The sequence below is a fragment of the Streptomyces sp. NPDC048659 genome, from assembly GCF_040650575.1.
Classification (GTDB): domain Bacteria; phylum Actinomycetota; class Actinomycetes; order Streptomycetales; family Streptomycetaceae; genus Streptomyces.
Window position 1 is genome coordinate 98084 of record NZ_JBEZHM010000019.1, and the last position, 25256, is coordinate 123339.

26 protein-coding genes and 1 pseudogene are annotated in these 25256 nt (G+C 73.8%); 9 read left to right on the forward strand and 18 right to left on the reverse strand.

Features of this window, described 5'->3' with window-relative positions; all coding sequences use genetic code 11:
• Nucleotides 1–44: 44 nt before the first annotated feature.
• Nucleotides 45–260 carry a hypothetical protein gene (locus AB0C99_RS17335; RefSeq protein WP_362475673.1) on the reverse strand — a complete coding sequence of 72 codons (216 nt, stop codon included), beginning with the start codon at nt 258–260 and terminating at the stop codon, nt 45–47.
• 416 nt (nt 261–676) lie between these two features.
• Nucleotides 677–958: an acylphosphatase gene (locus tag AB0C99_RS17340; protein WP_362475674.1), complete on the reverse strand. Its 282-nt coding sequence runs from the start codon at nt 956–958 to the stop codon at nt 677–679.
• A 142-nt stretch (nt 959–1100) separates the two neighbouring features.
• Here AB0C99_RS17340 and AB0C99_RS17345 point away from each other — a divergent pair, with 142 nt between their 5' ends.
• A complete protein-coding gene (locus AB0C99_RS17345) occupies nt 1101–1970 on the forward strand; it encodes a CAP domain-containing protein (RefSeq protein WP_362475676.1) in 870 nt (289 codons plus the stop codon).
• 80 nt (nt 1971–2050) lie between these two features.
• Here the strand turns inward: AB0C99_RS17345 and AB0C99_RS17350 are convergent, their stop codons facing one another.
• Nucleotides 2051–2635 carry a flavodoxin family protein gene (locus tag AB0C99_RS17350; protein ID WP_362475678.1) on the reverse strand — a complete coding sequence of 195 codons (585 nt, stop codon included), beginning with the start codon at nt 2633–2635 and terminating at the stop codon, nt 2051–2053.
• 158 nt (nt 2636–2793) lie between these two features.
• On the opposite strand from AB0C99_RS17350, the gene AB0C99_RS17355 reads away from it, so the two are divergent.
• Entirely contained in the window at nt 2794–3180 is a 387-nt protein-coding gene (locus tag AB0C99_RS17355) for a helix-turn-helix domain-containing protein (protein ID WP_362475680.1), read from the forward strand.
• Here AB0C99_RS17355 and mutM read toward each other — a convergent pair.
• The 8 genes from mutM to recG form a co-directional block, all read right to left on the reverse strand.
• Entirely contained in the window at nt 3170–4039 is an 870-nt protein-coding gene (gene mutM / locus AB0C99_RS17360) for a bifunctional DNA-formamidopyrimidine glycosylase/DNA-(apurinic or apyrimidinic site) lyase (protein ID WP_362475682.1), read from the reverse strand. The two genes, AB0C99_RS17355 and mutM, sit on opposite strands and share 11 nt — an antisense overlap.
• A 120-nt stretch (nt 4040–4159) precedes the next feature.
• Entirely contained in the window at nt 4160–4969 is an 810-nt protein-coding gene (gene rnc / locus AB0C99_RS17365) for a ribonuclease III (protein ID WP_362475684.1), read from the reverse strand.
• Nucleotides 4970–4988: 19 nt separating this feature from the next.
• Entirely contained in the window at nt 4989–5162 is a 174-nt protein-coding gene (gene rpmF, locus AB0C99_RS17370) for a 50S ribosomal protein L32 (RefSeq protein ID WP_015036448.1), read from the reverse strand.
• A 2-nt stretch (nt 5163–5164) separates the two neighbouring features.
• The gene (locus AB0C99_RS17375; protein ID WP_362475723.1) at nt 5165–5815 is read right to left on the reverse strand and encodes a DUF177 domain-containing protein; all 651 of its coding nucleotides are present in this window, start codon (nt 5813–5815) and stop codon (nt 5165–5167) included.
• Between the two features lie 132 nt (nt 5816–5947).
• The gene (locus AB0C99_RS17380; RefSeq protein WP_362475686.1) at nt 5948–7039 is read right to left on the reverse strand and encodes a cell division initiation protein; all 1092 of its coding nucleotides are present in this window, start codon (nt 7037–7039) and stop codon (nt 5948–5950) included.
• Between the two features lie 109 nt (nt 7040–7148).
• Nucleotides 7149–7640, reverse strand: coding sequence for a pantetheine-phosphate adenylyltransferase (gene coaD, locus AB0C99_RS17385; RefSeq protein WP_362475725.1), 492 nt, complete (start codon nt 7638–7640; stop codon nt 7149–7151).
• A 26-nt stretch (nt 7641–7666) separates the two neighbouring features.
• Nucleotides 7667–8248 carry a 16S rRNA (guanine(966)-N(2))-methyltransferase RsmD gene (gene rsmD / locus AB0C99_RS17390; RefSeq protein ID WP_362475688.1) on the reverse strand — a complete coding sequence of 194 codons (582 nt, stop codon included), beginning with the start codon at nt 8246–8248 and terminating at the stop codon, nt 7667–7669.
• A gap of 111 nt (nt 8249–8359) precedes the next feature.
• Entirely contained in the window at nt 8360–10567 is a 2208-nt protein-coding gene (gene recG / locus AB0C99_RS17395) for an ATP-dependent DNA helicase RecG (RefSeq protein ID WP_362475690.1), read from the reverse strand.
• Between the two features lie 243 nt (nt 10568–10810).
• Between recG and AB0C99_RS17400 the strand changes: the two genes are divergently transcribed.
• A complete protein-coding gene (locus tag AB0C99_RS17400) occupies nt 10811–12649 on the forward strand; it encodes an HSP90 family protein (RefSeq protein ID WP_362475692.1) in 1839 nt (612 codons plus the stop codon).
• A complete protein-coding gene (locus AB0C99_RS17405) occupies nt 12646–16083 on the forward strand; it encodes a tetratricopeptide repeat protein (RefSeq protein ID WP_362475694.1) in 3438 nt (1145 codons plus the stop codon). The genes AB0C99_RS17400 and AB0C99_RS17405 overlap by 4 nt, the downstream gene beginning before the upstream one ends.
• 128 nt (nt 16084–16211) lie before the next feature.
• Here AB0C99_RS17405 and AB0C99_RS17410 read toward each other — a convergent pair whose 3' ends face one another.
• A complete protein-coding gene (locus AB0C99_RS17410) occupies nt 16212–17810 on the reverse strand; it encodes a DAK2 domain-containing protein (protein WP_362475696.1) in 1599 nt (532 codons plus the stop codon).
• A 231-nt stretch (nt 17811–18041) separates the two neighbouring features.
• Here AB0C99_RS17410 and rpmB point away from each other — a divergent pair, with 231 nt between their 5' ends.
• Complete coding sequence (gene rpmB / locus AB0C99_RS17415; RefSeq protein WP_003957616.1) at nt 18042–18227, forward strand: 50S ribosomal protein L28; 186 nt, start codon at nt 18042–18044, stop codon at nt 18225–18227.
• Between the two features lie 174 nt (nt 18228–18401).
• Here the strand turns inward: rpmB and thiD are convergent, their stop codons facing one another.
• From thiD to AB0C99_RS17430, 3 genes are read right to left on the reverse strand one after another with little or no spacing between them, the layout of a single operon-like run.
• On the reverse strand, nt 18402–19202 hold the full coding sequence (gene thiD / locus AB0C99_RS17420; RefSeq protein WP_362475698.1) for a bifunctional hydroxymethylpyrimidine kinase/phosphomethylpyrimidine kinase: 801 nt from the start codon (nt 19200–19202) through the stop codon (nt 18402–18404).
• On the reverse strand, nt 19199–20161 hold the full coding sequence (locus AB0C99_RS17425; RefSeq protein WP_362475700.1) for a thiamine-phosphate kinase: 963 nt from the start codon (nt 20159–20161) through the stop codon (nt 19199–19201). Before AB0C99_RS17425 ends, thiD begins: the two co-directional genes overlap by 4 nt.
• On the reverse strand, nt 20158–20289 hold the full coding sequence (locus AB0C99_RS17430; protein WP_362475702.1) for a hypothetical protein: 132 nt from the start codon (nt 20287–20289) through the stop codon (nt 20158–20160). Before AB0C99_RS17430 ends, AB0C99_RS17425 begins: the two co-directional genes overlap by 4 nt.
• 105 nt (nt 20290–20394) lie before the next feature.
• Between AB0C99_RS17430 and AB0C99_RS17435 the strand changes: the two genes are divergently transcribed.
• Nucleotides 20395–20628 (forward strand): Lrp/AsnC ligand binding domain-containing protein, encoded by a 234-nt coding sequence (locus tag AB0C99_RS17435; protein ID WP_046905450.1) that lies wholly within the window; start codon nt 20395–20397, stop codon nt 20626–20628.
• Nucleotides 20629–20651: 23 nt separating this feature from the next.
• Nucleotides 20652–21131: a DUF3515 domain-containing protein gene (locus tag AB0C99_RS17440; RefSeq protein ID WP_362475726.1), complete on the forward strand. Its 480-nt coding sequence runs from the start codon at nt 20652–20654 to the stop codon at nt 21129–21131.
• Between the two features lie 51 nt (nt 21132–21182).
• Here the strand turns inward: AB0C99_RS17440 and AB0C99_RS17445 are convergent, their stop codons facing one another.
• The 3 genes from AB0C99_RS17445 to AB0C99_RS17455 form a co-directional block, all read right to left on the reverse strand.
• The gene (locus AB0C99_RS17445; RefSeq protein ID WP_362475704.1) at nt 21183–22322 is read right to left on the reverse strand and encodes a D-alanine--D-alanine ligase family protein; all 1140 of its coding nucleotides are present in this window, start codon (nt 22320–22322) and stop codon (nt 21183–21185) included.
• Between the two features lie 81 nt (nt 22323–22403).
• Entirely contained in the window at nt 22404–23405 is a 1002-nt protein-coding gene (locus AB0C99_RS17450) for an NAD(P)H-dependent glycerol-3-phosphate dehydrogenase (RefSeq protein ID WP_362475706.1), read from the reverse strand.
• Nucleotides 23402–24151: a lysophospholipid acyltransferase family protein gene (locus tag AB0C99_RS17455; RefSeq protein WP_362475708.1), complete on the reverse strand. Its 750-nt coding sequence runs from the start codon at nt 24149–24151 to the stop codon at nt 23402–23404. Before AB0C99_RS17455 ends, AB0C99_RS17450 begins: the two co-directional genes overlap by 4 nt.
• A gap of 125 nt (nt 24152–24276) precedes the next feature.
• On the opposite strand from AB0C99_RS17455, the gene cofC reads away from it, so the two are divergent.
• Together cofC and AB0C99_RS17465 are read left to right on the forward strand one after the other, a co-directional pair.
• Complete coding sequence (gene cofC / locus AB0C99_RS17460) at nt 24277–24948, forward strand: 2-phospho-L-lactate guanylyltransferase (RefSeq protein WP_362475710.1); 672 nt, start codon at nt 24277–24279, stop codon at nt 24946–24948.
• Between the two features lie 10 nt (nt 24949–24958).
• Nucleotides 24959–25159: pseudogene (locus AB0C99_RS17465) on the forward strand (hypothetical protein); the annotation flags it as partial.
• Nucleotides 25160–25256 lie beyond the last annotated feature (97 nt).

Below are 25256 nucleotides of genomic sequence, written 5' to 3' on the forward strand. Positions count from 1 at the left end.
CCGTGCTGGCGAGAGTGTCTCCCACCGGGCCCCGGCACGGGGCGTCAGGTGAGCGCGGGCTCCGCCTTGGGTACGTCGAGGTCGATGCTGTCCAGCAGCGAGTCTCCGTGCTGTGCGGCGGCGGCAGCGAGCGAGTCGTTCTCGGACTGGATCCGAACCAGCTCGGACTCGAGGTCCTGGACTCGCTGCTGAAGCCGTCGCATCTCGGCGAGGAGTCGCGGGTCGGAGCCGCCGACGTAACCGAGAAGCGCCTTTGCCATGATGGATGGTCCTCCACACTGAGTGACCGACCGAATGCGGTGTGGGTCGTGAGGGATTCGCACCCGCGGTGCCGACCATGCTCTTTGTCGTGCCGGTTCTCACGGTCGAACAGCTGGGATGCGCGGGGCTTCCAGAGTCTCACCAAAAAGTTTGACGGTCAACACGATCACACCCCGTATCCAGGGCTACCGGGGGGTCCGCGGCCACACGCGAAGGGTGGCGGCGCCTCACTGCTCGGTACCCGAGGGGCGTGGAGATCATCCTTACCCGCGCAGCCTGGCACGGCAAGCCCTCATTGGCAACCACCAGGGGGTTTCCGCTTCTGGAGGGCCTTCGCGCGTACGCCCTGAGCGCCCCCCGCGCGCCCCTTCCGGGCCGTCGTGAGGGGCGTCCGGGAGTGCCCGCCGAGGGGGTCTCAGCGGATCGCGAAGGTCTCGTATCCGCCCCTGGGCGTGTCCCAGATCTCAGTCACCCCGTCCACGCGCCCGGGCGTGTCGCCGGACCGGAGCCAGTCGAGCAGACGGTGGCAATTCTCACTCGGGCCCTCGGCCACGACCTGCACCCGGCCGTCGTCGAGGTTCAGGGCGAAGCCCACCAGCCCGCCGATCTCCAGCGCGTTTGCCCTGGTGAACCAGCGGAAGCCCACTCCCTGTACCCGGCCGCGCACCCAGGCGGTCATCCGTACGTCGTCATCCATGGCTGAACGCTAACGGGCGGATCACGGAAGGGGCACGTCGGCCCCTCCGGCCATGGCGTACAGTCCCGACGAACGAAACCACACAGACGCAAAGATCAGCAAAGCGTGCTGTCGAAAGTGTCGGGTCAGGGAGGCAGGGCGAATGGGACGCCATCGGGGCGCGCGACGCGGCGCGCCGGTACGCACCGGGCTCCTCGGCGTCTCCGCCGCGGTCGCTCTCGGCGCGGTCGCGGTCGCGACGGGGCTGCTGCCCGGCGGCGACACCGTCACGGCCGGCGGCACGGGTGCGGGCGGCAAGGAGCAGGTGCAGGCGCGCGAGGCGCCGAGCCTGACGACGCAGGGCGGCGCCTCGGCGAGCCCCGCCGACCGCCCCGCCTCCCAGGGCACCGGGACCGGCGCCGGGAACGGCAAGGCTGTCTCCCCGTCCGCTCCCCCGGCGGCCCCGAAGACCCCGGCGACGCCTGCGCCGAAGTCGGCCGCCCCCAAGGCCGCGCCCAAGCCCGCCCCGAAGGCTTCCGCGAAGCCGAGCCCGAAGCCCGCGGAGCCGGCGCCGGTGCGGACGGTCCGCCCGAGCGCGGCCCCGAGCACCCCCGCCGCCGCGCCGACGGCCTCAGCGCGCCCCGTGGCGGGCCGCGAGACGGCCGCCGAGGCGGAGGTCGTGCGGCTGGTGAACGCCGAGCGCGCCAAGGTGGGCTGCGTCCCGGTGCGCTCCGACGCGGAGCTGGCCGCGCTGGCGGGCGCCTTCAGCGCCGACATGGCCGCCCGGAACTTCTTCGACCACACCGACCCCGACGGCCTGACCCCGTGGGCCCGCGCCGAGAAGGCGGGGGTGAGCGGCCTGGGCGCCGAGAACATCGCCCGCGGGCAGGTGGACGCCGCCGCGGTCATGAAGTCCTGGATGGCGAGCGACGGACACCGGGCGAACATCCTGAACTGCGACTACCGGACGCTGGGCGTGGGGGTCCACCTCGCGGACGGCGGTCCGTGGTGGACCCAGGACTTCGGCTTCTGAGCGGACTCCGGGCACTCAGCGCGTACGGGAAAGGCCCCGTCACCCTTGCGGTGACGGGGCCTTTCCGATGCGGGCGGGGCTCAGGCAGCGGCCTTGCCGAGTGCGAAGACGCGGGCGGTCTCGGCGACGCGGCGGCCGAGGTGCTCGGCGGTGGCGACGTCGGCCTTGTGGACGGCCTCGGGGCCCAGGTCGCTGGGGGTCTGGGCGGCGGCGCCGGAGAAGAAGCCGAGGCGGTTGATGTCGTTCTCGGACGCGGTGCTGCTGTTCCAGCCGGGCTTCAGGCCCAGGTTGACCCAGGTCATGCCGTGCTGGCCGGCGAGGGTCTGGAAGAACTGCAGGGTGTGCAGCTTGTCACCGCTCTTGGAGCCGGAGTTGGTGAAACCCGCCGCCAGCTTGTCCAGCCACGCGTCGGCGAACCAGCGCTTCGAGCTGGCCTCGGCGAACTGGTGGAAGGCGCCGGAGGCGGTGCCCATGTAGGTCGGGGAGCCGAAGACGATCGCGTCGGAGGCGTCGAGCAGCTCCCACTCGGCGTCGGTGATCCCGTCGACCTTGATCAGGTGGACGGTGGCGCCGGCGTCGGCGGCGCCGTCCCGGACGGCCTCGGCGATGACGGCGGTGTGGCCGTAGCCGGAGTGGTAGGCGATGGCGACGACGGGCGTGGTCACAGGGGACTCCTCGAACAACGGGGTCGGGGGGTGGGGACACCGCCCGGGGACACCAGAAGTAGAGCACTAACTTTTAGATAGCGCAAACCCCTAGTGTGCGCATACCAGTACACAGCGCTTACATGGCCGTAAGCGCTGTGCGGGAGTACGGTGGGTGCATGACCGACGCCGACGACCTCGCCTATGACGTCTTCGCCAAGGCGTGCCCGTCCCGGGCCACCCTGGAGCACGTGACCGGCCGCTGGGGCAGCCTGACCCTGGGCGCGCTGCACGAGGGCAGCTTCCGCTTCAACGAGCTGCGCCGCCGCGTGGACGGCGTCAGCGAGAAGATGCTGTCCCAGACGCTGCACGCGCTGGAGCGCGACGGACTGGTGCACCGCGAGGCGCAGCCGACCAACCCGCCCCGCGTGGACTACCGGCTCACCCCGCTGGGCCACGAGGTGGCCGAGCGGCTGCTGGGCCTGATCCACCTGGTCGAGGGCCGGATGGACCAGGTGCTGGCCGCCCGGGAGAGCTACGACGCGGAGCGCGCCGTCACGGTGTGAGGCGCGGCGGGCGCTGGCAGCGCGGGCAGAAGTAGCTGGACCGGTTCATCCAGGCGCGGCGGCGCATCGGGGTGCCGCAGCGGTGGCAGGGCTCGCCCTCGCGCCCGTAGGCGTCGAGCGAGCGGTCGAAGTAGCCGGACTCGCCGTTCACGTTGACGTACAGCGAGTCGAAGCTGGTGCCGCCGGCCGCGAGGGCCGCGTTCATCACGTCCCGGACGTGCCCGAGCAGCTCCGCCGAGCGGGGCCGGGTGAGGGTGGCGGTCGGCCGGTCGTAGTGCAGCTTCGAGCGCCACAGCGCCTCGTCGGCGTAGATGTTGCCGACGCCGCTGATCAGCGACTGGTCCAGCAGCGCCCGCTTGACCGTGGTCCGCCGCAGCCGCAGCGCGGTCTGGAAGGCCGCGTCGTCGAAGAGCGGGTCCAGCGGGTCGCGCGCGATATGCGCGATGACGTCGGGCAGCCCGTCCGCGCTGCCCGGGACGGTGTCGTGCAGCGAGAGCCCGCCGAAGGTCCGCTGGTCGACGAAGCGCAGCTCGGTGCCGGCCGCGTCGGCGAACCGGACCCGGATCCGCAGGTGCTTCTCGTCCGCCGCGTCCTCGGGCTGCACGAGCAGCTGCCCGCTCATCCCCAGGTGGCCGAGCACGGAGGCGTCGGCGCCCTCCAGCGGCAGCCACAGGTACTTGCCGCGCCGCCGGGCGGTGCCGAAGCGCTGCCCCCGGAGCCGGGCGGCGAAGTCCGTGCCGCCCTCCGCGTGGCGCCGCACGGCGCGCGGGTGCAGGACCTCGACCCCGGCGACGGTCCGGCCGGCGACCCACCGCTCAAGACCGCGTCGTACGACCTCGACCTCGGGCAACTCGGGCACGGCACTCCTCCGGAACGGTCCTGCGGCTGATGTCCGCAGCCTACAACCGCCCGGGTACGACGAAGCCCCCGTCCCCGGAAAGGGGGCGGGGGCTTCGCGAAGCGCTCGGGAAGCGAGGGCTCAGGCCGGGGCCTGGTCCTTGGCGGAAGGGGAGCCGGTGGCCCCCTCCCCTCCGTCGCCGGAGGTCTGCGCGGTGTGCGCGGCGGCCTCGGCCGCCGCACGCTCGTCCGCGGCCGCGCGGATGGCGCGCCACGCGGACTCCGCCGCCTGCTGTTCCGCTTCCTTCTTGCTGCGGCCGGTGCCGGTGCCGTACGAGACACCACCGACGCGGGCGGCAGCCGTGAAGACCTTCTCGTGGTCCGGACCCTCCTCGCTGACGAGGTATTCCGGCACACCCAGGCCCTCGGCCGCGGTCAGCTCCTGGAGACTGGTCTTCCAGTCCAGGCCGGCGCCGAGGTTCGAGGACTTCTCGATGAGCGGGTCGAAGAGCCGGTGCACCAGCTCGGACGCCGCTTCGAGACCCTGGTCGAGATAGACCGCGCCGATCACCGCTTCGAGGGTGTCGGCGAGGATCGACGCCTTGTCCCGGCCGCCCGTGCCCTCTTCGCCCCGGCCGAGCCGGATGAAGGAGCCGAGGTCGAGGCCGCGGCCCACCTCCGCCAGCGCACGCGAATTGACCACCGCGGCCCGCAGCTTGGCCAGCTGGCCTTCGGGCAGATCGGGGTGGGTGCGATAGAGCGTGTCCGTGACCACCAGGCCGAGCACGGAGTCCCCGAGGAACTCCAGCCGCTCGTTGGTGGGCAGACCGCCGTTCTCGTACGCGTACGAACGGTGGGTGAGCGCACGCACCAGAAGGGCGGACTCGAGGTGATACCCGAGCCGCCCTTCCAGAAGCGTGTGGGACGAGGCTGTGTTGACGTGGTCAGACATCGTGCCTCTCACCAGCCACTCAGACCGAGAGGACCTGGCGCTTGTTGTAGGTGCCGCAGCTCGGGCACGCGATGTGCTGCAGCTTCGGCTCCTGGCAACGCTCACACGAAACCAGGGTGGGGACCGCAGCCTTCCACTGCGACCGGCGGTGGCGCGTGTTGCTGCGCGACATCTTCCGCTTCGGAACAGCCACGGCTACTTCTCCTGCTTCTCGGCGGCGCTTCGGACGTCACCGTCAGAGGAGCCGCTCATGTTGTCCTTCTCATCGGTTCCCTGCGAACCGGCGAGTCCCTGCAGAGCCGCCCAACGAATGTCGACGGCCTCATGGTGGTGGTCCGGGTTCTCGTTCAGGTTGATTCCACAGGTGGAACACAGACCTTCACAGTCCTCCCGGCACACCGGCTGCATCGGCAGTGCGAGCACCACCGCATCGCGCAGCACGGGTTCGAGGTCGAACAAGCCGTCCTCGAGGGGGATCATGTCCTCGTCGGCCTCGGCTTCGTCGTCCGCGGCCGCCCGAGAGCGGCCCCGGTCGTCGGAGTCGGGGTACGAGAACATCTCCTGGAAGTCGGCGTCGAGCTCAAGCTCGACGGACTCCAGACACCTTACGCACTCCCCCTCGGCCGATGCACGGGCGGTGCCTGTGACAAGCACCCCTTCCATGACCGACTCGAGTCGGAGCTCGATCTCCACCGGCGCGCCCTCGGGCACTCCGATGACCCCCGCGACACCCAGGTCCCTGGGGGCGTCGACCGTGCGGGAGATCCGCTGGAGGGCGCCAGGACGCCGCCCCAGCTCGTGCGTGTCGAACACGAGGGGGTCGCGGTGGTCAAGGCGCGTGCTCAGGGCTCTTCCTGCTTTCGGATCGTTCGTGAGGGGGGCTGCCGATCGAGGGCAGCGAGGATCGCGGAATACGCGCGACCGAAGAGCCAGGATACTGGACGCTTCGCTCAGGGCCCAATCCGGGTCGGTCCGGACTCAGTGCCCCTGCTCGTAGCGGCGCAGCTGCTCCAGATCGATCATGCTCGTGTCGAAGAAGCTGGTCTCGTCGAGCGCGGCGGCCCCCGGCTGGTGCGCGGGCTGCTGGGGCTGGTGGGGCTGCTGCTGCTCGTAGCCGTACTGCTGCTGGTAGCCGTACGGGTCGGCGACCGGCTGCTGGTACGCGTACGGGTCCTGCTGCTGGGCCGCGTAGCCGTACGGGTCGTGCGGGTCGGGCTGCGGCACCTGGACGGGCTGGACCTGCTGGGGCACCTGCTGCTGGGCCGCGTAGCCGTAGGGGTCGTGCGGGTCGTGCTGCGGCTGCTGCGGCGGGGCCTGCTGCGGGATCCGGGCGGGCTCGGGGTCGGCCAGCTCGGCGAGTCCGGCGAGGTAGTCGGCGTCGCTGGTGCGCAGCGAGGTCCCGGCGGCGTCCTGCGCGGCCATGTGCTCGGCGAGGTCGTCGGTGGCGATCCGGCCGTGCAGCTTCTGCCGGCCCCGGCCGACCGCCTCCAGGGTCTTGGCGAGGACCGCCTCGAAGGCGCCCAGCTTGGCGTCCACGTACGCGTCCGCGCGGTGGATCAGCGTCTGCGGGTCCGCGCTGTACTCGGGGGCGTCCTCGTCGGCGTACCCGTCCGCGTCCAGCCCCGGGCCCCGGCCGAGCAGCTTCTCGCGGCCCCGGTCGACGGAGCCGATGGTCTTGTTGAGCACGACCTCGAAGTTGGCCAGCTTGGAGTCGACGTAGTCGTCGGCCTCGGCGCGGACCTCCTCGGCCTCGCGGCGGGCCTCGGCGAGGATGCGGTCGGCCTCGCCCTGGGACTGCCGGGCGACCTGGCTGTCGGAGACGATCGAGCCGCGCTCGGCGTGCGCCGCCTCGATGATCCGCTCGGCCTCCTGGCGGGCCTGCTCGACCAGCTGCTCCCGGCCACCGATCAGCTCCTGCGCCTGGGCGAGCGAGCCGGGCAGGGCCTCGCGCACCTCTTCGAGCAGGGCGAGCAGCTCGGCCCGGTTGATCACGCAGGACGCCGACATGGGCATGGAGCGGGCGCTCTGGACCGTCGCGACGATCTCGTCGAGCTTCTTCTGCACGTCCACCGGTGCTCGCCACTCTCTACAGCTGGATGGAGACGGACGGGACGACTGTAAGGCCAGTCGGACCCCGTCCGGCACCTGGTGACGGAGCGTCAGTGGCGGTGGCCGCCGGTCACCGGCCCGCGCGCCGCTCGGCGAGCCGTTCGGTGAGCCGGCCGAGGACCGCCGGGGGCACCAGGTGGGAGACGTCGCCGCCCCAGGCCGCGACCTCCTTGACCAGCGAGGACGACAGGAAGCTGTACGTCGGGTTGGTCGGCACGAACAGGGTCTCGACACCCGAGAGCCCGTTGTTCATCTGCGCCATCTGGAGCTCGTAGTCGAAGTCGCTGACCGCCCGCAGCCCCTTGACGATGGCCGGGATGTCCCGCTGCTTGCAGAAGTCGACGAGCAGGCCGTGGAAGGACTCGACCTCGACGTTGCCGAAGCCGGCGGTCACCTCGCGGATCAGCTCGATCCGCTCCTCGACGGTGAACAGGCCCTGCTTCGACTGGTTGATCATCACCGCGACGTGCACGACGTCGTACAGCTTGGACGCGCGGGCGATGATGTCGAGATGTCCATTGGTGATGGGGTCGAATGACCCCGGACAGACGGCGCGGCGCAACGTGGGTCCCTCGCTCTCCGGTCCGGTCATCGTGCGTCTTCGCACGTAGAGGCGGCGCGACCGTACCAAAACGTTCCCTCGCCGTAGCGACGGGCCCGCAGCGGTGCGAAGCCGTCCGGCCAGCCGAATTCGCCGCCCCGGGTGCTGCGCTCCACGGTGACGAGCGCCTCGTCGGCGATCCAGCCCCCCGAGCGGAGTGTGAGCAGGATCTCCCGGAGTTCCGTGTCCTCGACCGCGTACGGGGGGTCGAGGAAGACCAGGTCGTACGGCTCGGCGGGGGCCGGGCCCGCCGCGATCTGCTCGGTCTTGCCGGCGCGCAGCTCGGCGCCGGGCAGCCCGAGCGAGGCGATGTTCTCGCGGACGGTCCGGGCGGCGCGCGGGTCGGCCTCGACCAGCAGGGCGTGCGAGGCGCCCCGGGAGAGCGCTTCGAGGCCGACGGCGCCGGAGCCCGCGTACAGGTCGGCGACGCGCGCCCCCTCGATGCCGTGGAACGACTCCCAGGTGGAGAAGAGGCCCTCCCGCGCCCGGTCGGAGGTGGGGCGGGTGCCGTTGCCCGGGGGCACGGCGAGTCGGCGTCCGCCGGCGCTGCCGGCGATCACGCGGGTCATCTGCGTTCCTCGTCATCCATAAGCTGATGCTGTACGCACCAGCTTATGGCCGCCACGGGATGCGCGGGCGGGCCGGACCCGCCGGGAGGCGCCGGACGGGCCGCACGCCGCTCAGCCCTTCTCCAGGTACTCCTCGCGGTCCTTGTCGAGCAGCGCGTCGAGGGCGGTGCGGAGCTCGGGGTGGGCGGTGAGGTCGGGGTCGGCGAGGACGAGGGCGGTGGCCTCCTCGCGGGCGGCGGCGATGACCTCCTCGTCGTCGATGACGGTGAGCATCCGCAGCGAGGAGCGCACCCCGGACTGGGCCTGGCCGAGGACGTCGCCCTCACGGCGCTGTTCGAGGTCGATACGGGAGAGCTCGAAGCCGTCGAGGGTGGCGGCGACGGCGCCGAGGCGCTGGCGGGCGGGGCTGGCCTCGGGCATCTCGGTGACCAGCAGGCACAGGCCGGCGGCGGAGCCACGGCCGACCCGGCCGCGGAGCTGGTGGAGCTGGGAGACGCCGAAGCGGTCGGCGTCCATGATCACCATCGCGGTGGCGTTCGGCACGTTCACGCCGACCTCGATGACGGTGGTGGCGACCAGCACGTCCACCTCGGCGGCGGCGAAGCGGCGCATGACGTCGTCCTTGTCGTCGGGGTGCATCCTGCCGTGCAGCACCTCGACGCGGAGCCCGGCGAGCGGTCCGGCGCGCAGCTGCTCGGCGACCTCCAGGACGGCGAGCGGCGGGCGCTTCTCGGCCTCGTCCTCGGGGCTCGCCTTGCCTTTGCCCTTCCCCTTCTGGTCCTCCTCGTCGCCGATCCTGGGGCACACCACGTACGCCTGGTGGCCGCCCTCGACCTCCTCGCGGACCCGCTCCCAGGCGCGGGCGAGGAAGTGCGGCTTGTCGGCGGCGGGGACGACATGGCTGGCGATCGGGGAGCGCCCGGCGGGCAGCTGGTCGAGGACGGAGGTCTCCAGGTCGCCGAAGACGGTCATGGCGACCGTCCGGGGGATCGGCGTGGCCGTCATCACCAGAAGGTGCGGGGGCTGCTTGCCCTTGCCGCGCAGGGCGTCGCGCTGCTCGACGCCGAAGCGGTGCTGCTCGTCGACGACGACGAGGCCCAGGTCGTCGAAGCGCACCTTGTCCTCGATGAGGGCGTGGGTGCCGATGACGATCCCGGCCTCGCCGGTGATCAGGTCGAGGAGTGCCTGCCGCCGTCCGGCGGCGCCCATCGACCCGGTGAGCAGCACGACCTTGGTGGCGTGCTCGGCCCCGCCGAGCATCCCGCCCTCGGCGAGCTCGCCCATCATCTCGGTGACCGACCGGTGGTGCTGCTGGGCGAGCACCTCGGTGGGCGCGAGCATCGCGGCCTGTCCCCCGGCGTCGACGACGGCGAGCATGGCGCGGAGGGCGACCATGGTCTTGCCCGAGCCGACCTCTCCCTGGAGGAGCCGGTGCATGGGGTGGTCGGTGGCGAGGTCGTCGAAGATCTCCCGGGAGACCTTCCGCTGGCCCTCGGTGAGGGTGAAGGGGAGCTTCGCGTCGAACGCGTCGAGCAGGCCGCCGGGGGCCGGGCGGCGGGGGACGGCCGGGAGCTGGGTGTCGGCGTGGCGGCGGCGGGCGAGGGCGACCTGGAGGACGAACGCCTCGTCCCACTTGAGGCGGTCGCGGGCGTCGGCGATGTCGGCCTTGGTGCGCGGGCGGTGGACCTTGACGAGGGCGTCGGCGAGGTCGGTGAGGCCGCGGCCCTCGCGCAGGGCGGGCGGCAGCGGGTCGGCGAGGCCGGACCAGCCGGTGGCGGCCATGGAGTCCAGGGCGATGGCCACGGACTGCTCGATGGTCCAGGACTCCAGCTGCTTGCAGGCCGGGTAGAGCGGCAGCAGCTCGCTCGCGAACGCCTTGACGGTGTCGGTGCCGCTCTCGGCGTCGAGCAGCTTGTACTCGGGGTGGGCGAGCTGGAGCCTGCGGTTGAAGAGGCCGACCTTGCCGGCGAACATGGCGCGCCGGCCGGGCAGCAGCTCCTTCTGGTGGAAGTGCACCGTGCGGCCGAAGAAGACCAGCTGCATCCGGCCGCTGCCGTCGGTGATGGTGACCTCCAGGCGCTGGCCCTTGCCGCGGCCGCCCTTGTTGAAGGTGTGCACGCGGGCGTCGGCGACCTGGGCGACCACGGTGACGTGCTCGTCGAGCGGCAGGTCGGAGAGCGCGGTGAGCTCGCCGCGCTCGGCGTACTTCCGGGGGTAGTGGTGGAGCAGGTCGCCCACCGTGCGCAGGTCCATGTGCTCGGCCATCACCTTGGCGGTGGCGGCGCCGAGCAGGGTCTTCAGCGGGTCTTCGAGCCGCACGGCTCCTCCTTCTGCGGTCGGGCGGCGGCTCCGGACGGCTGCTGCGGTGGTTCGTCGGACACAAGCACGCGGTCCATTGCACACCACGGCACCGACAGTCGTCGCACAGGCCGCGCAAACCCGTTGGTCACGTCGGCTCCGGCGCGCCTAGGATGGCCGCTCTTCCGCTCCTCCCCCGCGATCACCGGACGCCGGGATCGCCCGACCCGCGCCGTCGCCCGTCCCCCCACCGGCGCAGCGACGATGACTGCTGACCAGACACCGCACACGTTCCAGGTCGATCTGCGTGGCCTGGTGGACCTGCTCTCCCACCACCTGTACTCCAGCCCCCGGGTCTACCTCCGCGAGCTCCTCCAGAACGCCGTGGACGCGCTCACCGCCCGCCACGCCCTGGACCCCGACGCCCCCGCCCGCGTCCGCATCGACACCCACACCGACCCCGCCACCGGCACCACCACCCTGCGCGTCACCGACACCGGCATCGGCCTCACCGAACACGACGTCCACAGCCTCCTCGCCACCATCGGCAACAGCTCCAAACGCGACACCACCCACGGACTCGAAACCGCCCGCACCGAATTCCTCGGCCAGTTCGGCATCGGACTCCTCGCCTGCTTCGTCGTCGCCGCCGACATCCGCGTCACCTCCCGCTCCGCCCGCACCCCCCACGCACCCCCCGTCGAATGGCACGCCCACGACGACGGCTCCTACACCGTCACCACACTCCCGGACGACACCCACCCCGAACCCGGCACCACCGTCCACCTCACCGCCCGCCCCGGCACCACCGACTGGCTCACCCACGACCGCGTCCTCACCCTCGCCCGCCACTACGCCTCCCTCCTCCCCCACCCCATCCACGTCGACAACCACCCCGTCACCGACCACCCCGCCCCCTGGAACCGCACCCACCCCACCCCCACCACCCGCCGCACCGCACTCGCCGCACACTGTGAGGGCCTGTTCGGGTTCGCGCCGCTGGACGTCATCGACCTGGACCTCCCGCTGGCGGGCGTACGGGGAGTGGCGTACGTGCTGCCGTCGGCGGTGAGTCCGGCGCAGCGGGCCGGGCACCGGGTGCACCTGAAGGGGATGCTGCTCACCGAGAAGGCCGACGGGCTGCTGCCCGACTGGGCGTTCTTCGTGCGCTGCGTCCTGGACACCGACACCCTCCGCCCCACCGCCTCCCGCGAGGCCCTCTACGAGGACGAGGCCCTGGCGGGCGTACGGGACGCGCTCGGCGACGCGATCCGCGACTGGCTGACCGGGCTGGCCGCCGGGGCGCCGGAGCGGCTCGGGCAGTTCCTGGCCGTGCACCACCTGGGGGTGAAGTCGCTGGCCCGGCACGACGACGGGATCCTGGCCGCGATGCTGCCCTGGCTGCCCTTCGAGACGACCGACGGCCAGCTCTCCCTCGACGCCTTCGCCCGCCGCCACCCCGTCGTCCACTTCACCCGCACCGTCGAGGAGTTCCGCCAGGTCGCCGCCATCGCCGCCGCCCAGGGCATCGGCGTCGTCAACGGCGGCTACACCTACGACTCCGAGCTGGTCGAGCGGCTGCCCGGGGTGCGGCCGGGGACGGTGGTGGCCGAGCTCGACGCGGACACCGTGACGGCGCACCTGGACGCGGTCGATCCCGCGCGGGAGCTGGCCCTAACGGGCTTCCTGACGGTGGCGCGGGCGACGCTGGACGCGCTGGGCTGCGACGTGTCGCTGCGGTCCTTCCACCCGGTGACGGTCCCCGCCCTGCACCTGGACGACCGATCGGCCCGGCACGAGCAGGCCCGCGCGGAGGCCGAGGAGCAGGCCGACGCCCTGTGGGCCGGCATCCTCGGCTCCCTGCGCGGCAGCGCGCCCCGCGCCCGCCTCGTCCTCAACCACCACAGCCCCCTCGTCCGCCGCATCGCCGCCCTGGACGACCCGCGGCTGACGACGACGGCCGTCGAAGCCCTCTACGGACAAGCCCTCCTCATGGCCCAACGCCCCCTCCGCCCCGCCGACAACGCCCTCCTCAACCGCACCTTCCTCGGCCTCCTCGAATGGGGCACCGGGCACGGCGCGGACGGGGGGACCGGGGCATGACGAGTCCGGAGTTCCAGGCCCTGCGCGAGGCCATGCGGGACAACCACACCCGGCCCGAGGGCGCGGAGCGCAACGCGCGCGCGGAGCGGCTGCTGGCGGACGCGGAGCGGATCGGCGAGCCGCTCGCGGTGATCGAGGCGCTCGGGCACCAGTTGCAGGTGTACAACTACAGCTCGGAGAAGGCGAAGATGTTCGTGCCCTTCTCCCGGCTGCTGGCGATGTGGGACCGGAATCCGGGCGACTTCGACGCCTACGAGACGTACGCGCTGCACTGGGTCTTCAAGTGGGTCTCCAGCGGGATGCTGGACCAGCCGCACATCCCGCTCGCCTCGATCGAGAAGTGGCTGGGCGAGATGGAGCACCGCTACCGGCTCGCCGGGCACTCCGAACGGGCCGTGCGGCAGGGCGAGTTCCGGGTGGCGCGGCACATCGGCGACCTGGACCGGGCCGGGCGCGCGTACGCGGCCTGGCTGGCGGCGGAGCGCGACGACATGGCCGACTGCCACGCCTGCGAGCTGCACGGGCAGGGGCTGTGGCAGGCCGAGCTCGGCGACGACGAGGCGGCGCTGGCGGCCTGGGCGCCGGTCCTGGAGGGCGAGCACTCCTGCGCCCACGAGCCGCACGCGGTGCTCGCCTCCTCGCTGCTGCCGCTGCTGCGGCTGGGGCGGGCGGAGCGGGCGCGGGCGAACCACCTGCGCGGGCACCGGCTGGTGCGGCCGATGGAGAGCATGCGCGGCGCGATGGCGCTGCACATCGAGTTCTGCGCGCTGACCGGGAACGAGGCGCGGGCGCTGGAGCTGCTGGCGGAGCGCCCGGCGTATCTGACGGACCACGGCGACCCGGACAGCGAGCTGGACTTCCTGGCCGTGACGGCGCTGCTGATGGACCGGCTGGTCGCGCTCGGGCTGGGCGGGCAGCAGGTGCCGGGGCCGGCGGACGCGGAGCCCGCGGACGGCTGGACGGCGGCGGCGCTGGCGCGGCACGCGCGGGACGGCGCGGAGGCGCTGGCCGCGCGCTTCGACGCGCGCAACGGCTCGGACCGGGTGAGCACGCTGGTACGGGAGCGGATGGCGGCGCGGCCGCTGCTGGGGCGGCTGCCGCTGGGCGTCCGGGCGGCCGGGCGGCCCGCCCCGGTGCCGCCCGCCCCACCGGAGGCGCGGGATCCGCTGGCCGAGGCCCGGCGGCTGACGGCCGAGCGGCGCCCGGAGGCCGCGGCGGCGTGGGCGGCGGCGGACCGGGCGGTGGCGGAGGGCCGGCTGACACCCGACGCGAAGGGCGCTGCCGAGCTGGCCGACCACCGCGCGATGGCCCACCCCGGCGACCCGGCCGAGACGGCGGCGCTGTTCCGCGCGGCGGCCGAGGCGTACGAGGCGGCGGGCGAGCCCGGCGAAGCGTGGGCCGCACGGGCCCGCGCCGCGTACGCCCTGGGCGACCCGGACGCCTGCGCGGAGCCGATCGCCCGGCTCCGCGCACTGCACGCGGTGTCGGGCGACGCGGAGGCCCGGCGACTGACGGGCGCGCTGCTCCTGCGGGCCCGGCTGCTGGGGACGGCGGAGGCGGCGGAGGAGGTCCTGGCGTTCGGGCGGGACGGGCGGGGGGAGGGTGCGGAGGGGGCGCCCGGGGACGCCCTGGGCGGCACGCACGGCGCGGGTCCGGCGGGGGCGCGGGACGGGGGGCCGGCGGGCACGCTCGACCGCGATCCGGCGGACGCGCGGGACGAGGCTCGGGCGGGAACGCCCGCCGACACCCCGCACGGCATGCACGGCACGGGCTCGACGGGGGCGCGGGACGAGGCTCGGGCGGGAACGCCCGCCGACACCCCGCACGGCATGCACGGCACGGGCCCGGCGGGGGCGCGGGGCGGCGGGCCGGCGGACACGCGCGGCGGCGAGCCGTCAGGGCCCGACGACAGTCCGGCGGGCGCGCGGGAGGCGGCCACGGGGGACGGCGACCCGGCCGGCCCCCAGGACGACGGGTCGGCGGGCACGCTCAACCACGATCCGGACGCCCGGGACGAGAGTCCGGCGGGTGCGCCCGCCCACACCCCGCACGGCACTCACGGCACGGGCCCGGCGGACGCACAGGACGGGAGGCCGTCGGGCACGCTCGACCGCGATCCGGCGGACGCGCGGGACGAGGCTCCGGCGAGAGCACCCGCCGACACCCCGCGCGGCACGCACGGCACAGGCCCGGCAGACGCGCTGGCCGGAGGGCCTTCGGGCGCCCCCGCCCACACCCCGCACGGCACTCCCCGCACGGCCCCGGCGGACGCGCCGGACGAGAGCCCGTCGGGCGCCCCCGACATCGCCGACCGCCTCGCCGAGGCCGAGTGGCTGCTCGGGGACGCGGCCGCGCGGGACGGTGACGACGAGGGGGCGGCCGAGCGGTACGAGCGGTCGGCCCGGTTGTTCCACGAGGCCGGGCTGCCCTGGTACGCGGTGGAGCCCGAGGCCCGGCTGGCGGCGCTGGCGCAGCGGGGCGGGGACCTCGTGACGGCCGAGCGGGCGGCGCGGGCGGCCCTGGCGCACGGCGCCGGTGACGCGAGCCCCGCCTGGCAGGCGCGGCTGCGGCTGCGGCTCGCGGAGGTGCTGGCGGCGGCGGGCCGGTTCGGCGAGGCGGCCGAGCAGGGCCTGGAGGCGGCGCACTGGGCGGACGAGGCGGGCGAGGGCCGCGGGCTCGGGGCGTACGCGCGCCATCTGCTCGGCGGCTGGCTGTTGCGCGAGGGCCGGCGCGAGGAGGCGGCGGTGATCCTGGAGGCGGTGCTGCCGGACCTGTCCGCGGAGGAGCACGGGGACGGGACGGTCGTCCAGACGCTGTGGTGGCTCGGCGACTGCCTGTCGGGCCTGGCGGAGCACCGTTCGGCGGCCGAGCAGTGGCTGCGGGCGGCGGAGCTGGCGGCGGCGTGGCCGGAGCAGCACGACCACGCGATGCTCGCGAACCTGGCCGCGCAGGCCCTGCTGCGCGCGGAGCTGGAGCAGCCGGCGGAGGCCGCGTTCGAGCGGGCCGGGGAACTGTGGCTGGCCCTCGGCGACATCCCCGCCCATGTCCGCACGCTGCGGATCCGGGCCTGGATCGCGGGCCCGGACGAGCGGGGCCGGGCCCTGATGGCGACGGCGGCCGAGGCGTGCGCCGACGACCCGGAGGGGCTGGCCGACACGCACCGCCAGACCGCCGAACTGCTCGCCCGCGCGGGAGACCCCGAGCGGCTGCGGGAGGCCCTCGCGTACGCGGAGCGGGCCGCGACAGGTTACGCGGGAGCGGGCAGGACGGGGGCCCGGCTCTCCACGGACCTGCTGACCGGCTGGATCCACCTGGACCTGGGCGAGCCGGTCCCGGCGGCGGCCCTGGCCCGCGCGGTCCTGGCCACGGCCTCGGCGGACCACCGGGAGGAGGCGGCCACCCTGCTCGCGCGCGCGAGCGAGCCGCCGGGCTGAGGCGGGCAGGCAGGTGGGCAGTCGGGGGCGGGCGCGGGCCGGGACCGGCGCGCCCTGCGAGACCGGCGCCCCCGCCGCGTACCGAGACCGCCCGTACGCCGTCGGCGGGAACGCCCCGCGCGGGGCGCCTACTCCACCCCGATGAGCAGCGCCGGCGCCCCCGCGCCCGCCTCGTAGACGGTCGTGTCCACGGCCAGGTGGGTGGCCCGGACGTGCCGTTCCAGGGTGCGGGCCAGGTCCGGGGGCGTGTCGGCGGCGACGACCAGGGTGACGAGTTCGCCGCCGGCCGACAGCATCCTGTCGAGGACGGTGCGGGCCGTCGTCGTGAGGTCCTGGCCGATGACGGCGACGTCGCCCTCGATCAGGCCCAGGACGTCGCCGGCCTGGCAGACGCCGGCCGAGGTGAAGGACTGGTGTTCGGCGACGGCGAGTTCGGCGTAGCGGGTCGCGCCCGCCGCCGCGCTCATGGCGACGACGTCCTCGTCGAAGCGCCGGTCCGGCTCGTGCACGGCGAGGGCGGCGATGCCCTGGACGGCGGCGCGGGTCGGGATGAGGGCGACCCGGATGCCCTCCGCGCGGGCGCGTTCGGCGGCCGCGGCGGCGGCCTGGCGCAGCTCGGTGTCGTTGGGCAGCAGGACGACCTCGCGCGCGTGGGCGCGCCGGATCGCCTCGGCGAGCTCCTCGGCGGACGGCGGGGCGCCCGGCAGGGCGAGCAGGGTGGTGGCCCCGGCCTCGGCGCAGAGCCCGGCCAGGCCCTCGCCGGGCAGGACCGCGACGACGGCCCGCTGGGCGGGCTCGCGCGACTGCCCGGCGGCGGCGAAGTGGGTGATCCGGATCCGGTGCGGGCGGCCCGCCTCCACACCCGCCTCGACGGCCGCGCCCGCGTCGTCGACGTGGACGTGCACGTTCCACAGCCCGTCGCCGCCGACCACGACGAGGGACTCCCCCAGCGCGTCCAGCCGGGTCCGCAGCCGCTCCACGGCGTCGTCCTCGGCCTCCAGGAGGTAGAGCACCTCGTAGCCGGGCCCGTCGGCGGCCTCGCAGCCCGCGTCGAGGAGGGCGTCGAGGACCGGCCGGTGGGCGGGGGCGGCGGGCGGCTCGGGGGCCTCCCCGGTGAGGCTCCGGACCAGCGCGCCGAGGACGGCGACCAGGCCGCGTCCCCCGGCGTCCACGACGCCCGCGCGGCGCAGCACGTCCAGTTGTCCGGGGGTCCGCTCCAGGGCGCTCCTGGCCCCCTCGTACGCCGTCGTGGCCACCGTCACGAGCTCCCCGCCCCCCGCGCAGGCGTCGGCGGCGGCACGGGCGACGGTCAGGACGGTGCCCTCGACGGGGTGGGCGACGGCGTCGCGGGCCGCGTCGGCGGCCTCGGCGAGCGCGCGGGCGAGGTGGTCGCCGTCGCTCCCGTCGGCGAGGACGGCGGCCATGCCGCGCAGCAGCTGGGACAGGATCGTGCCGGAGTTGCCGCGGGCGCCGAGCAGCGCGCCGTGCGCCATGGCCCGTATGACCTCGGCCACATCGGGCCGCCCGGCGGCGGTGTCGAACGCCTCCTCCACGGACCGCGCGGCGGACTCCACGGTGAGGTACAGGTTGGTGCCGGTGTCGCCGTCCGCGACGGGATAGACGTTGATGGCGTCGATCTCCTCGCGCTCCCGGCCGAGGGCCTTCAGCGCCCCCGCGCACCAGGATCGGACCGCTTCGGCGTCGAGGGTCTGCGGAGCTCGCGGCAACGGGTGGTCCTCCTGTGCGCTGCGTTCGGTTCACCGCAGGGTAGACCGGTGATCGCCCCTGACCCGGGGCGGGGGCCGCGGAGACCGTGGTAGTTTCGTTCCACCGAAGCAGTCGTTGTATGCTGCTTCGGTTGCCCGACACACGTCGGGCCATTCCCCCGGCAAGCCACTTCAGATACCTGATTCCGGTGCGCCGGTTTCACTGTAAATCTGAAGTCTTTGGAGTGACCCGTGGCTGCCAACTGCGACGTCTGCGGCAAGGGGCCGGGCTTCGGCAACAACATTTCGCACTCGCACCGCCGTACGTCTCGTCGCTGGAACCCGAACATCCAGCGTGTGCGTGCCGTGGTCGGTCGGACGCCGAAGCGGCTCAATGTCTGCACCTCGTGCATCAAGGCCGGCAAGGTCTCGCGCTAAGAGATGCTCCCCGCGTCAGCGGGGGTCATCCCGCCGACGTCACGTCGTAGCGCAGCCCCTGCGGTTGCCTTGAAAGGCCGGTTCACCTAGGTGAACCGGCCTTTTGCCATGCCCGGGAACGGCCCTCGGGCGCCCGTGGGCCCTCGGCCCCGGCCGCCCGTGCGCCCTCCGCCCTCAGCCCCGGAAGCGCCAGCCGTGGTCGACCGGGCCGATGCCCGCGCCCAGCGCGAAACCGGCGGCGATCGCCCCCGTCACGTACTCCTTGGCCGCCCGCACCGCCGCCGGCACGGCCAGCCCCTTGGCGAGCCCCGCGGCGACCGCCGAGGCGAGCGTGCAGCCGGTGCCGTGGGTGTGCCGGTTGTCGTGGCGCGGGGCGCGCAGCCAGTGCTCCTCGGCGCCGTCCGTGAGCAGGTCCACGGCCTGCTCGCCGGAGGGCAGGTGGCCGCCCTTGATCAGCGCCCAGCGCGGCCCGTACGCCAGGATCGCGTCGGCCGCCCGCCGCATCCCCGCCTCGTCCTCGACGACCAGGCCCGTGAGCTGCGCCACCTCGTCCAGGTTGGGGGTGGCGACGGTCGCGGCCGGCAGCAGTCTCGTACGGACGGAGTCGAGCGCGGAGGCGGCGAGCAGCGGGTCGCCGTGCTTGGAGACGCCGACAGGGTCGACGACCACGGGCACGCCGACCGGGGCGAGCAGGTCGGCGACGGTCTCCACCAGCGCGGCGGAGGCGAGCATCCCGGTCTTCACGGCCTGGACGCCGATGTCGTCCGCCACGGACCGGAACTGCGCCCGCACGGCCTCCTCGGGGAGCTCCCAGGCGCCCTGGACGCCCACCGAGTTCTGCGCGGTGACGGCGGTGAGCACGCTCATGCCGTGGGTGCCGAGCGCCAGCATCGTCTTGAGGTCGGCCTGGATGCCCGCGCCGCCGCCGGAGTCGGATCCGGCGACGGTGAGCACCAGCGGGGGCCGGGAGGTCACTCGGTCTCCCCGAAGTGGTCCCAGCCGCCCACGCTGTGCCAGGGGGCGCCGTCGACGGTCACCTGGGGCAGCGCCGAGGGGTTGAGGACCTCGCCGATGACCTTCCAGCGGGCGGGCAGCTTCACGTCCGGCGGGAAGGTGGCGACGATGGCGTGGTCCTCGCCGCCGGTGAGCACCCACTGGAGCGGGTCCACCCCGACGGCCTGGCCGATGTCGTTCATCTGGGTGGGAATGTCGATGAGGCCGGAGCGCAGGTCGATGCGGACCTTGCTGGCCTCCGCGATGTGCCCGAGGTCGGCGATCAGGCCGTCGCTGACGTCGCACATGGCGGTGGCGCCGAGCCCGGCCGCCGCGGGGCCCGCGTGGTACGGGGGCTCGGGGCGGCGGTGCGCCTCGACGAAGGCGCGCGGGGAGCGGAAGCCCCGGGAGAGCACCGCGTAACCGGCGGCGGACCAGCCGAGCCAGCCGGTGTAGGCGACGACGTCGCCGGGCTGGGCGCCGCCCCGGGTCACCGGGTCCTGGTTGCGCAGGTCGCCGAGGGCGGTGATGGAGACCATGATCGTGTCGCCGCGGACCACGTCGCCGCCGACGACGGCCGCCCCGGCCACCTGGCACTCGTCGCGCAGGCCGTCCATGAGCTCGGTGGGCCAGGTGACGGGGAGTTCGGCGGGGACGACCAGGCCGAGGAGCAGCGCGGTGGGCACGGCGCCCATGGCGGCGATGTCGGCGAGGTTCTGGGCCGCGGCCTTGCGGCCCACGTCGTACGCCGTCGACCAGTCGCGGCGGAAGTGGCGCCCTTCGAGCAGGATGTCCGTGCTGGCCACCACCCGCCGGTCGGGGGCGGAGACGACCGCGGCGTCGTCGCCGGGTCCGATCCGTACCGCCGGGGTGGCGGTGAGCCGGGAGGTGAGCTCCTTGATGAGCCCGAACTCGCCCAGTTCTCCGACTGTGCCCTTCACCGCGTCTCACCTCGTGTCGTCGTGCCGGCCGCCGCGCCGCTCCGCAGCTCCTCGCGCTGCGGGTCGCGGGCCGTCACCGTGCCGGATACCGTCAAGTAGACCGTCAACTTCTTACGTGCGTACGCCACACTGCGAGTGCCTCGGGGCGCGCAGGTCTCCCCGCGACGCGAGGCGACGCGGTAACGTGGCGTCTCTTTCTCCCACAAGATCCTCGTGGCCGCCCTGGAGGTTCCGTGGTACAGGCGTACATCCTTATTCAGACCGAGGTGGGCAAGGCGTCGACCGTCGCCGAGACCATCGCCAAGATCCCGGGGGTGATCCAGGCGGAGGACGTGACCGGTCCGTACGACGTGATCGTGCGGGCGGAGGCCGACACCGTGGACGCGCTGGGCCGCATGGTGGTCGCCAAGGTCCAGCAAGTGGAAGGCATCACGCGCACCCTCACCTGCCCGGTCGTGCATATCTAGCCCCCGTCTACCCTAGGCCGGTGATGTCTTCCCACCGGCCCTTCGGCCTGCCCGCTTCCGCCGCCGCGGCCCTGTTGCTGCTGGCCGTCGCGGGCTGTTCCGCTCCGGACGCGAAGGCGTCGGTCCCGGTTCCCAGTCCGCCGGCGGCCGAGGCCGCCGTCTGCCGTTCGCTCGCGAAGGAGCTGCCCGGCACCGTGGCGGGTCTGGAGCGCTCCGGCACCGAGCCGGACTCCGAGCTGACCGCCGCGTGGGGGGATGCGGCGATCGTACTGCGCTGCGGCGTCCCCCGGCCCGAAAAGATGAACGATCCGCAGGCACAGGGGATCGACGCGAACGGCGTGAACTGGCTCTACGAGCGGCGCGCGGACGACGGCCCCCGCTTCACCACGACGTACCGCAAGGCGTACGTCGAGGTGACGCTGGACGAGCGGTACGCGCACGACGTCGGCCCGCTCGCGGAGCTCGCCGCCCCGGTGAAGAAGGCCGTGCCCGCGAGCCTCTAGGCCCTGGGCGCGCCCGGTGGGCCGGCTCCGGGAGCCGGCCCCGAGGCGCCGCTAGCGCAGGCCCGTGGAGCGGTTCAGCGCGGCCTGGATGAGCCGGTCGACCAGCTCCGGGTAGCTCACGCCGCTCTCCTGCCACATGCGCGGGTACATGGAGATGGGCGTGAAGCCGGGCATGGTGTTGATCTCGTTGATGACGAAGCCGCCGTCCTCGGTGAGGAAGAAGTCGGCGCGCACCAGGCCCTCGCAGGACACGGCCTCGTAGGCCGCGATCGCCAGGCGCTGGATCTCGGCGGTGGCCTCGTCGCCGATCGGCGCGGGCACGATGCCGGAGGCCGAGTCGATGTACTTGGCCTCGAAGTCGTAGAAGTCGTGGTCGGTGACCGGCGGGATCTCCGCGGGCACGCTGGCGCGCGGGCCGTCCTCGAACTCCAGGACGCCGCACTCGATCTCGCGGCCGCGGATCAGCGACTCGACGATGATCTTCGGGTCGTGCCGGCGGGCCTCCTCGACGGCCTCGTCCAGGCCGGAGAGGTCGTCGACCTTGGTGATGCCCATGGAGGAGCCGCCGCGGGCGGGCTTCACGAAGAGCGGCCAGCCGTGGTCGGCGGCGAACTCGACGATCTTCTTGCGGGCGGCGGCGGGGTTCTGCTCCCACTCGCGCGGGCGGATGACCTCGTAGGGGCCGACCGGCAGGCCGAAGGAGACGAAGACCCGCTTCATGTACTCCTTGTCCTGGCCGACGGCGGAGGCGAGGACGCCGGCGCCGACGTACGGGACGCCGGAGAGCTCCAGCAGGCCCTGGAGGGTGCCGTCCTCGCCGTACGGGCCGTGCAGCATGGGGAAGACGACGTCGACCTCGCCGAGGGCCTTCGGCACCGCGCCGGGCTCGGTGTGGACGACCTCGCGGCTGGCCGGGTCGACGGAGAGGACCACGCCGCCGGTCTCGGACTCGGCGAGCTCGCTCACGTTCGGCAGGGCGCGGTCCGCGATGGCCATCCGCTCCGGGGCGTCGGCGGTCAGCGCCCAGCGCCCGTCGGTGGTGATGCCGATGGGCAGCACGTCGTACTTGTCCCGGTCGATGGCGCCGAGGACGGCGCCCGCGGTGACGACGGAGATGGCGTGCTCGGAGCTGCGTCCGCCGAAGACGACGGCCACGCGCGGCTTGCGGGGGCTCTGGGTGTTCTCGCTCATATCGCGTTGAGCGTACCTTGCGACGTCCGAACTGCTGAGCGCCCCGCTGCCCCCGCGCGCGTACGGGTCAAGACGGGCGGACTAGCGCCGTTCCGCCTTGGCGCTGCGGGACATGAGCTCCTTGAGGGCGACGACCGGCGGCTTGCCGTCGTGGACGATGGACACGACCGTCTCGGTGATGGGCATGTCGACGCCGTGGCGCCGGGCCAGATCGAGCACGGACTCGCAGGACTTGACCCCCTCGGCGGTCTGCTTGGTGGCCGCGATGGTCTCCTCCAGCGTCATCCCGCGGCCCAGGTTGGTGCCGAAGGTGTTGTTGCGGGAGAGCGGCGAGGAGCAGGTGGCGACGAGGTCGCCGAGGCCCGCGAGGCCGGAGAAGGTCAGCGGGTCGGCGCCCATGGCGAGGCCGAGGCGGGTGGTCTCGGCGAGTCCCCGGGTGATGAGGGTGGCCTTGGAGTTGTCGCCGAGGCCCATGCCGTTGGCGATGCCGACGGCGAGCCCGATGACGTTCTTGACCGCTCCGCCGAGCTCGCAGCCGACCACGTCGGTGTTGGTGTACGGGCGGAAGTACGGCGTCATGCAGGCCGCCTGGAACCGCTGGGCGACCGTCTCGTCGACGCAGGCGACGACGGCTGCGGCGGGCTGCCGGGCGGCGATCTCGCGGGCCAGGTTGGGGCCGGTGAGGACGGCCACGCGCTCGGCGGGGACCTCGGCGACCTCCTGGATGACCTCGCTCATCCGCTCGGCCGTCCCGAGTTCGACGCCCTTCATCAGGGAGACGAGGACGGTGTCCGGGGCGAGCAGCGGCTTCCAGGCGGCCAGGTTCTCGCGCAGCGTCTGGGAGGGCACGACGAGGATCGTGAAGTCGGCGTCGCGGGCGGCCTCGGCCGGGTCGGCGGTGGCCGTGATGCCCTTGGGGAGTTCGACCCCGGGGAGGTAGTCGGGGTTGGTCCCGGTGGCGTTGATGGTCTCGGCGAGGGCGGCCCGGCGGCCCCACAGGCTCACCTCGCACCCCGCGTCGGCGAGCACCATGGCGAAGGCCGTGCCCCAGGATCCGTTGCCGAAGACGGCTGCCTTGGTCACTTCTCGCCCTTCTCCGCGGCCTTGCGCCGCTGCTCCAGCCGGGCCTTGCGGTGGTCGTACGGCTCGGCCGGCGCCTGCTCGCCCCGGACCTCCTCCAGGAGGCGGGTGATGGCGGCCATGATCTCCTCGGTGGCCTCGCGCAGCACCTCGGGGGTGGGTTCGAGGTCGTGGAAGCGGGAGAGGTCGACCGGCGGACCGGCCTGCACGATCAGCGTCTTGCGCGGCCAGAGCCGGAACTTCCGCTCCTTGGCGTACGGCGGCATCGCCAGGTTGGCGCCCCACTGGGCGACCGGGATGACCGGCGCCCTGGTGAGCAGCGCGACGCGGGCGGCGCCGGTCTTGCCGGCCATCGGCCACATGTCGGGGTCGCGGGTCAGGGTGCCCTCGGGGTAGAAGGCGACGCACTCGCCGCGCTCGATGGCGGCCACAGCGGCCCGGAAGGCGTCCAGGGCGTTGGTGGTCTCGCGGTAGACCGGGATCTGGCCGGTGCCGGTGAGCATGGTGCCGACGAAGCCCTTGAAGAGGCCCGCCTTGGCGAGGAAGCGGGGCACCCGGCCGGTGTTGTACTGGTAGTGCGCGTACGACAGCGGGTCCAGGTACGAGTTGTGGTTGACCGCGGTGATGAATCCGCCGTCGGCCGGAATGTGTTCCGTCCCTCGCCAGTCCCGCTTGAACAGAACCACCAGTGGGGGTTTGGCGATGACCGCCGCCAGGCGGTACCAGAAGCCGATTCTGCGGCGGGGCACTCGGACACCTTTCTCCGGGACTTGTTCGCAGGGGGTCAAGTGTCACTCCCCGCTCCTGGTCTGTCGAGGACACCGTACGCCCCGGGGCTCGGCCCCCTCGCGCGGGCGGGACAGAATGGGGCCCGATGAGGAACTCCGCCGCCGGCCGCCCCGGCGATACCGCCGCCGACGGCTGGTCCCTGGTCGTCCCCCTGAAGCCGCTGGCGCGCGCCAAGAGCCGACTGGCCCCGGTCGCGGCCGGGCGGCTGCGGCCCCGGCTGGCCCTGGCGTTCGCCGAGGACACCGTGGCGGCCGTGCTGGCCTGCGCGGCGGTACGGGATGTGGTGGTCGTCACGGACGACCGGGCGGCTTCGGCTGCGCTGGCGGCGCTCGGGGCGCGGATCGTGCCCGACGTGCCGGGCGGCGGGCTCAACGCGGCGCTGGCGCACGGGGCCCGGGCGGCGCGGGCCCGGCGGCCGGGCGCACCGGTGGCGGCGCTCAACGCGGACCTGCCGGCGCTGCGCCCCGGGGACCTGGGCCGGGTCCTGGAGGCGGCCGGACAATTCCCGCGGGCATTTCTCGCGGATGCCGCCGAAATAGGTACGACATTCCTCTCGGCGGGCTCGGGTACGGAATTGGAACCGGCATTCGGGGGCGCTTCGCGCCTGCGGCATTTGTCCACGGGGGCGGTGGAAATCAGGCTGGCCGGGGTGGATTCCGTGCGCCGGGACGTGGACACCGGGGAGGATCTGGCGGCGGCGCTGGCGCTGGGCGTGGGCCCGCGGACGGCGGCCCGCTGGGTGGGCGCGGCCGGATAGGCTGCGGACCATGCAGGCGACCGCGTACACGTACGACCCCGAGACCCGCAGCGGCAGTGTGCTGCTCGACGACGGCACCCCGGTGGACTTCGGGGGCGACGCATTCGCGGCGGGCGGGCTGCGGCTGCTGCGTCCGGGGCAGCGGGTGCGGATCGAGACGGCGGGCGAGGGCGCGGACCGGCGGATCACGCTGGTGACCCTGCAGACCTTCTGTAATGCCCCGGCCGCCTCCGTGAAGCTCGACGCCCCCCGCCTGCGCAGCTCCTGATAGAGGGTCACCATCTGGCCGGTGGTCGTCCGGCCCTCCG